Origin of the sequence: Paenibacillus sp. UNC496MF (assembly GCF_900113915.1) — a bacterium.
GTDB lineage: Bacteria > Bacillota > Bacilli > Paenibacillales > Paenibacillaceae > Paenibacillus_Z > Paenibacillus_Z artemisiicola.
Window position 1 is genome coordinate 208591 of record NZ_FORE01000014.1, and the last position, 7328, is coordinate 215918.

Annotated in this window: 10 protein-coding genes; 5 read left to right on the top strand and 5 right to left on the bottom strand. The window is 42.9% G+C overall.

Annotation, left to right across the window (positions count from 1 at the left end; all coding sequences use genetic code 11):
- The first annotated feature begins 75 nt into the window (after positions 1–75).
- The 5 genes from BMZ79_RS35670 (at position 76) to BMZ79_RS25145 (ending at position 3019) form a co-directional block, all read left to right on the top strand.
- Positions 76–936, top strand: a complete 861-nt coding sequence (locus BMZ79_RS35670; protein ID WP_090645543.1) for a helix-turn-helix transcriptional regulator — start codon at positions 76–78, stop codon at positions 934–936.
- An 807-nt stretch (positions 937–1743) separates the two neighbouring features.
- Positions 1744–2250: a helix-turn-helix domain-containing protein gene (locus BMZ79_RS25135; RefSeq protein ID WP_090645546.1), complete on the top strand. Its 507-nt coding sequence runs from the start codon at positions 1744–1746 to the stop codon at positions 2248–2250.
- A 7-nt stretch (positions 2251–2257) separates the two neighbouring features.
- Positions 2258–2371, top strand: coding sequence for an IS3 family transposase (locus tag BMZ79_RS35675; RefSeq protein ID WP_090645548.1), 114 nt, complete (start codon positions 2258–2260; stop codon positions 2369–2371).
- Positions 2328–2432: an IS3 family transposase gene (locus BMZ79_RS35680; RefSeq protein ID WP_371263793.1), complete on the top strand. Its 105-nt coding sequence runs from the start codon at positions 2328–2330 to the stop codon at positions 2430–2432. The genes BMZ79_RS35675 and BMZ79_RS35680 overlap by 44 nt, the downstream gene beginning before the upstream one ends.
- A gap of 356 nt (positions 2433–2788) precedes the next feature.
- Positions 2789–3019: a CPBP family intramembrane glutamic endopeptidase gene (locus tag BMZ79_RS25145; protein WP_256253107.1), complete on the top strand. Its 231-nt coding sequence runs from the start codon at positions 2789–2791 to the stop codon at positions 3017–3019.
- 370 nt (positions 3020–3389) lie between these two features.
- On the opposite strand, the gene BMZ79_RS34810 is transcribed toward BMZ79_RS25145, so the two are convergent.
- The 5 genes from BMZ79_RS34810 to BMZ79_RS25170 form a co-directional block, all read right to left on the bottom strand.
- The gene (locus tag BMZ79_RS34810; protein ID WP_218154782.1) at positions 3390–3653 is read right to left on the bottom strand and encodes a hypothetical protein; all 264 of its coding nucleotides are present in this window, start codon (positions 3651–3653) and stop codon (positions 3390–3392) included.
- Between the two features lie 151 nt (positions 3654–3804).
- Positions 3805–4347 carry an SMI1/KNR4 family protein gene (locus tag BMZ79_RS25155; RefSeq protein ID WP_090645555.1) on the bottom strand — a complete coding sequence of 181 codons (543 nt, stop codon included), beginning with the start codon at positions 4345–4347 and terminating at the stop codon, positions 3805–3807.
- Positions 4348–5053: 706 nt separating this feature from the next.
- Positions 5054–5485, bottom strand: a complete 432-nt coding sequence (locus tag BMZ79_RS25160; RefSeq protein ID WP_090645557.1) for a copper amine oxidase N-terminal domain-containing protein — start codon at positions 5483–5485, stop codon at positions 5054–5056.
- 179 nt (positions 5486–5664) lie between these two features.
- Positions 5665–6138: a hypothetical protein gene (locus tag BMZ79_RS25165; RefSeq protein WP_090645559.1), complete on the bottom strand. Its 474-nt coding sequence runs from the start codon at positions 6136–6138 to the stop codon at positions 5665–5667.
- 139 nt (positions 6139–6277) lie between these two features.
- Complete coding sequence (locus BMZ79_RS25170) at positions 6278–7039, bottom strand: AAA family ATPase (RefSeq protein WP_090645560.1); 762 nt, start codon at positions 7037–7039, stop codon at positions 6278–6280.
- Positions 7040–7328 lie beyond the last annotated feature (289 nt).

Consider the following 7328-nt stretch of genomic DNA (forward strand, 5'->3'; position numbering starts at 1 on the left):
TTAATTCGACAAAATAATTATATTATTTATACTTAGAGTGATAAATCATCCATTTTTGCTCGATATATCAAAATTATGCTATCTGAGGTGAGATTGTTGCGTATCAATCACTTTGTTCCGAACCCGCGATTCGAACGTTTTCTCTGTTATCCGGAATCATTCGGCCACTATACAGATGAGTCAGAACACAACGAGAATAGACCTAACGGATTAACAACCTATAACTGGCATCTCGTTCGTACAGGCAAAGGTTATGTGTGGACCGGAGAGGAATTCGTGGAATTACGAAGCGGCTCTGGATTTCTTTACGGTCCTGGCGTTCCGCAACGATATTACGCCGATAGCATCGAGCCCTGGGATATCAGATGGGTTCATTTTACAGGGCGCGGGCTTGGCTCACTTCTGCAAGGACGTGGGGAGCGAGACGTTTGGATCTTCTCGTGGGAAGATGTCCAGCGACTGGATCAGTTGTGGACAGATTTGTTAGACTGCAGCACGCCTCCGTTTCAAGAGGGATCGGCGAGATTATCAGCCATCACTTATGAGATGGTCGCCTTACTCGTCCAGCATGCGGAAGCTATCGAGGGCATTCCTAAACCAGGGATGCGGGACAGGCTAACCGAGGTAGCGGAGTGGATACGCTCCCACTGCCACGAGCCGCTCACGCTAGAGCAGATGGCATCGGAAGCGAATTGTAGTTCTTCGCATTTCAGCAGACAGTTCCACCGTTTAATGGGGAAAACGCCGATTGAGTATTTAACAGAATGTCGAATCCTCCAATCCAAGACCCTACTAGTATCTTCAAACTTGACTGTGAAGCTCATTGCTGAGTACAGCGGTTTTTCAAACAGCACGTATTTCATACAGTGCTTCCGAAAGTTAGAGGGGATGACTCCGGAACAATTCAGAATACTGCGAGGCGTGGGCAGCAACTAATAACATACCAAACAAGGCCGTGGATATAACGTGTCCGTTCGTTGCCGGAATAGTCTAAGCAACTTTTATTTTCGCACCAATAAACTAAACAAACGTACCGATTCCGGTTTCGGCAGATAGACAGAAAGCACGCCAGAAACATCGTTCCACCTTCACTCGCTGTCCCCTGCTTCCGGATAGCCAATAGTGACATCTAGCTCGCACGCCTTATAGTGCGACAATGGATCTATAAGCAGCCATCACCTGACCGCAACCGCCACACGGCCAAACCGCCAGGAGCCGTTATTCTCGATTTGCCAGAACAGTCCTTCTCCTGTCTCCTCAAGCTCAAGGAACCCCATTGGGATATTCCGCAGATGACCAAGAGCCCGCATTGCTGATTGCGAATCCGCTTGGACTTCCTGTCTTTGATATGGGATAGTCCAAGCTCCGGGAGTCGGTTACGCAATTGTACTTCGCTCTGCCAAGAATTATGAGGGATATGAAGCCGCATAGTATAGTCGCGATCTTGGAGGCCTTCCTTGCCAAGACCGGTTAACGCAAAGGAAGAAACGTATTCTATTCCGATCGGCTCGGATCCAGCCTTATCAAGAACAGTCCAACATTTAATTACCGAGGTCCCTTCAGCCCATAGTTATGGGCTTTATATAAATATTAACGCATTCACTTTTATGTCCTTAGAATTTAGTACTACTACGAATTAATCGTGCTTATAAATCCTGAGAAAGCCGTATCATATCCTGATATGCTCCCCTTACGGTAGACAGGTGAAATAATAAAACCTGTTATCGTAAGGGGAGCTTTTTCATGTCTCAAAGAAAATATAGTGCTTTGGAGAAACTTGCCATTCTCCAAGAAGTATCACATGGAGAAATTGGTTTTCTGGCAGCTGCGAAGAAATATGGGATTAACAAGACCACACTAATGAGGTGGCAGCGTAGGCATAAGTCGTGTGGGGATGAAGGCTTGGAGCGCCGCACGCGTCTTCGAAGCTATAGTGCTGAGCTTAAGCTCCGAGCTGTGAAGGATTACCTTGAGGGGGAATTGTCTCAGTACCAGATTATTGAAAAATACAAGATTGCGAGTACGCGACAGCTCTTCAATTGGGTGAACATCGTCTCTTATGTATTAGGGCGTTCCAATAACAACCCCCTTGTATTCCAGACGTTAAGACAGGCCTTGCAAGCAGCTCCAAGAAGCAGCCCCATGCTTCACAGTGATCGAGGCTACCAGTACACTTCTTTGGGTTTCAAGAAGCTCTTGGATGAAAATAACATGATCCAGAGCATGTCTCGTGTAGGGCGGTGCATCTAATGGTCCAATGGAATCTTTCTGGGGGACTCTCAAATGTGAGAAGTATTATTTGCACACATACCCTACTTTTGAAGAGCTTGAGAGAGATATTCAGGCTTACATCGGACTTCTACAACCATGAACGATTACAAGCAAAACTAAACGGCCTCAGTCCGATGGAATACAGAACGAAGGCCGCCTAATTGACTTTATTTTTTGTACTGTCTACTTGACGGGGTGCAGTTCATTCTAAGGCCGGCTGCCGCGTATTATAAATGAGCTATCGTCCCCGGAATTTCTTCTGACCGATGCAGGTTATTCCGTCCCAATTGGGTCAAGTTGAATGGTCTCCGACGTTTTGTTCCACCACACCTGCATTTTCACGGAAGAATCAGGATTGTCGGTTGAACCATTTCCACCCGAGGAGCCAAATTCTCCATCTCATGGGATCCTCCTTAGATACGAATATTCCTAACACATATTTTTGGTCGAATCGGCGACGCGTTGAGCTATCGTGTCCCGTCCCTCTGGCATCAATCCCTGGTTGCTGATTGTTCCCGTGTTTCTCCTGGGAAGTCTGCTTGGAGGCCCGTTCGGTGAGGAACCAGGATGGCGTGGTTATGCTCTTCCAAAGTTGCAGGAAAAGTATCGAATCCTGGGGGCGAGTCTAATCCTGGGCGTTTTGTGGACAATGTGGCATCTCCCGTTCTTTTTCATACAGGGAACTTTCAATCTACCACCCCTTTCTTTATTTTATGCTCGGAACGATTGCGAATTGCATTTTGATTAACTGCGTCTATAATCACACGCGAGGGAGTGTCTTGCTGGCAATCTTGTTTCACAATGCACTCAACATCACGGATCTCTATTTCCCTCTTTCTCTCTCGCTCAATTGGCAAGGGGTAGTGGCGCAGCTCCTCGTGGCATTGGTTGTGGTCATCACGTCTGGCCCACAACGCCTTTATCGGCGATTAAAGAAGGCTCATTGGACGTGCATCCCTGCTTAAAATCGGTTTCCTTGTTTTCTTGTCAATTATATCCGGTTACTTTAACCTCTCGCCGGAAGACAAAACGGCAGCCACTATGTGGCTACCGCTTCTATGGGCTCAACTGGTGGCTTTTTAAATTATATTTTATCCTTGTAATATTCCAATACCGAATTATGCTACGACGGAGGTTATTCCCTGTTCATTAAGATAATCAGGTACCTGAAAAGATGGCTCATATAGGGGTCTTGATGTGACTTTAAGAAGATAATTAACCTGCTCGCTAATCATATGGTATACTGCAGCGTTGTAATCAAGTCCCATTGGAAGAAGCTCAAGCGTGGTGGGGATTAAATCGTACTGTTCCTTAAGGGTGGATCTAAGGAGATTTTCCGGAATCTTTGTAAAAGACATTGTTCCATTTTTCCCTTCCTGCATAGTTAACAACTTAATGTTCAAAATTTTATATTTGATTAATTCGCGAAATGATTGAGCTATCCTGCCCGTTAGCAAAACGACGGCAGCCGATCGTTATTAGGCCGGTTGCCGTCGTTTCACTATTGAGCTACGAGTCCCGTTAATTCGATGGTCATTTTCTATATTTGTAATAAATCTCTGGCTTCATCCACATCCATGTCCAGTATTTGCTCCCCTGAGCAATAAGAAATCTGTCAAACCAGAGTTCAAAATTGGCATTTAATAATGAAGGGCTATTGTTAACATCAGCTAGTTCACACCAATATATATTCTTGTAATCTCTCTGCTTAGCAGCAATATTGGTATCGATAAAAAGAAACTCTTCTCCCTCTTCCACAGCTACTGGTATCCACCCCGCTGGAAGCAGCTCGTCATATAATGAATACAGCTCATCAATTCGCTCTAGGCTAAGTAGTTCAATCCCACCTCCATACTGAGGATGCGCAAATATAAAGCCTCCATTATGTAGCCTTAAATATTCCATGTAATCCTCAGGAAGAGAAATAGACCACTTAGTCATATATTCATTTATATCGCTTTGAGTTGCTGGTGGATAAAACGTAAACTTAACGTCACCATACACGCCTTCTGATGATAATCTACGCATAATTCCATCTTGATTTAGCTGGTTCTTTAAACCGTCCAGACTTTTCATGATAACTGATTCCACTATAAGGTCACCTCTTCATTTTCTCATTATGCTATCGTGTCCCGTTAGAGTAACATGTCATATTCACTTTATGAATGGATTTAAAATAAAGAAAATCTTATCAATAGGCAGTAGATTTAAATCATAATTTTACTCTTACTTCTTGATTCTTATAAAAAAAAGGTGATAAGGTTAACCCAAGTTACTATAGGGATTGAGATTACCAATGCATATCGATTAGAAAAATTAATTCCAAACAATCGTGATTCCTCGTTTACGTTGATAAGTAACCAGTATGCTATTCCCAAAATTAACGCACTGGTTGCTAAAGCCGAGAGCATACCTAACCAGTTGCTTTTTTTATATCTAATTACTACGACAGATAACGTCGTTAATACAATGAAAGAGAAAACTATTATAATGAAATTCAATTCTGCTGTCCCCCTTTGAACTTCACTTTTAATAACCTGTCCGAACTTAGTTGGAATATGAAAGGTTAGCTCCAAATCCTTGGATTTTTTAATCGCTTAGATGATACCACATATTGGAACTATCCTGCCCTATACTTCAATAAAAGCGGCAGCTGATTCTTTGTCAGCTGCCGCAGTGTTGTTCTGAACTATCGTTTTCCATTTGTTCAACAAAAGGCTGTCACGTGACAACCTTTAATAATTTACGGAATTGAAAATCTTCCGCTAACTGGACAGTTACGTTATGGTAATGTAATGCGGATTTCTGCGTCATTATCAGAAAGCTTCTTCCAAGAGACAGTTCCACCGGCAGCTTCCGAAATAAACCGTAAGTTGACATAAAAGATGTTATTTTCAAGTGCAGGAGTTTGAATTAATTGCACTTTTTTCTCATTAACGTACGCATCATGCGAACCGGATTGCATCTTGATTTCCAGCCCCTCTTTTGTTGCGGTGACGCTCTTGGTTTTGTTGTCCCATGTCACATCCATGCCCACTACTGCAAAAACTGTTCTAAAGGGAACCAATGTAGATCCGCTCGGGGGTACAACACCAGCCAGTTGGGATTCCTCGTCGTTCACATAAATGGTTGGATGGTCCAGCGATGCATAAGTAAAGCTGCCGCCACCCAGAATCCCAAGAAGCAAAGATAGTGTTATAAGCATTTTTTTCATCTTAATATTCACTCCTTCCTATAAAATAGACGACCAAACGATAATAAGGTTTCATTGCAACATATATCACTAAGTAATAAGTTAATCTGCCCGTTAGCGCAACGGCAGCCGATCGTTCTAAGGCCGGCTGCCGTCGTGTCATGATTGAACTATCGTGTCCCGTTAGTGTAACGACTTTTTTATTTAGCATTCCAGTATTTTTTGATTTTCTCCAGGTCAAATTCATTTTCGATTTTATATCGATTTACCGCTTTATTGTTAGTGAAATCAATTATCGAAAGCTCGTTGTTTTTATATAGGTTAACGTAATAGGTATCCACCCCGTTTATCGAGATCAATAAGGAATAATCTTCAGTCTCCGGGGTAATGGCTTGAGAGAAATTTTTTATCTTTTTTAATTTCAAAGTTGAAAGCTCATTTAAAAGACTGTCTATTTCGCTTTTATTATCTGAATTAGCAAGTCGGACGAGTTCTTCATTAATACTTGAGGTTAATTCCAGTTTTGTTATATCTTCGCCACCAATTTTATTAATGACTTCAGCTTTGAAAGTTGTGTCGATATTCTCTGCGTTTAGACGCAATGTCATACCTATAATAATTACCACCACAACTATAATTCCAATAATAAGTGAGCGATTTTTCTTCAACCCCATAAAATCCCTCCCTAGATTTAAATTCATCACTATCAACTTGATTATGCTATCGTACTCAAATAGCTTAATCTTGATAATAAATCTCTTCGTCTAAAATGACCTCTTTCGAGCTGTAGGGTTCCATAGGATAGCAGTGGAGTTAATCTTGTACTTCTTCGAATAACTCTCTGAGCATCCTATCCTTGTTATTCACAAACTCTTTCATAATCATAAAATGGTCGGTTTCCTCCAATACCTGGACCTCGATACCATCCGGCTTTAGATTGTAAATAATCGAATCTGGATATGCCATAAGGATCGGGGAATGGGTCGCAATAATAAATTGAGAGTTTTGCAAAACAAGTTCATGGATTCGTGTCAGCAACGCCATTTGGCGAAGGGGAGACAATGCAGCCTCAGGCTCATCCAGTATATATAAGCCATTCTCCCCGAACCGATGAATGAAAGTGGAAAAGAACGACTCTCCGTGCGATTGCTCATGCAAGGACTTACCACCGTACGAATCTTTAATAGGGCGACCGAGTGAAGGTTGATTGTCCAACTCATCGATCGTCGTGGCGAAATTATAATAACTTTCTGCCCGGAAGAAGAAGCCATCCTTCGGGCGTCGCGGACCTCTGATCAATTGTATATATTCGTATAAGTTCGAGTGGGTAGCCTGGGTCGAGAAGGAAAAGTTGATCGTCCCACCCTCCGGGTTAAATCCCCAAGCGACAGCAATGGACTCCATCAGTGTTGATTTGCCCATCCCATTTTCACCTACGATATAGGTTACCTTGGGGTGGAAATCAAGGGTATCTAGGCTTCGAATGACCGCCAAATCAAAGGGATAACGATTATAAGTGGGTATTTGGTGCCTCTTGAGCTGAATTTGTCGTAAATAGGAATGCTGAACATTCAATATAGTTCACTCCCGTTTAGGCCTTCAATCCCTATCCTTACCTTTGTTGGTCGACGCTGACTCATGTCACACCTTTGAGTTTACTCCATCAACCAAATAATACCACATATTGGAACTATCCTGCCCGTTAGCGTAACGAAAAAATGGAGCAGCTGCCGCCGGCAAACTGCTCCAAGATGGATTGAACTATCGTGCCCGTTAGTTGAGCGAAGGCAGCCGATCTTTTCCGATCGGCTGCCTTCGTGTCTTTATTTGAACTATCTCGTGCCCATTAGTTGAGCAAAGGTTC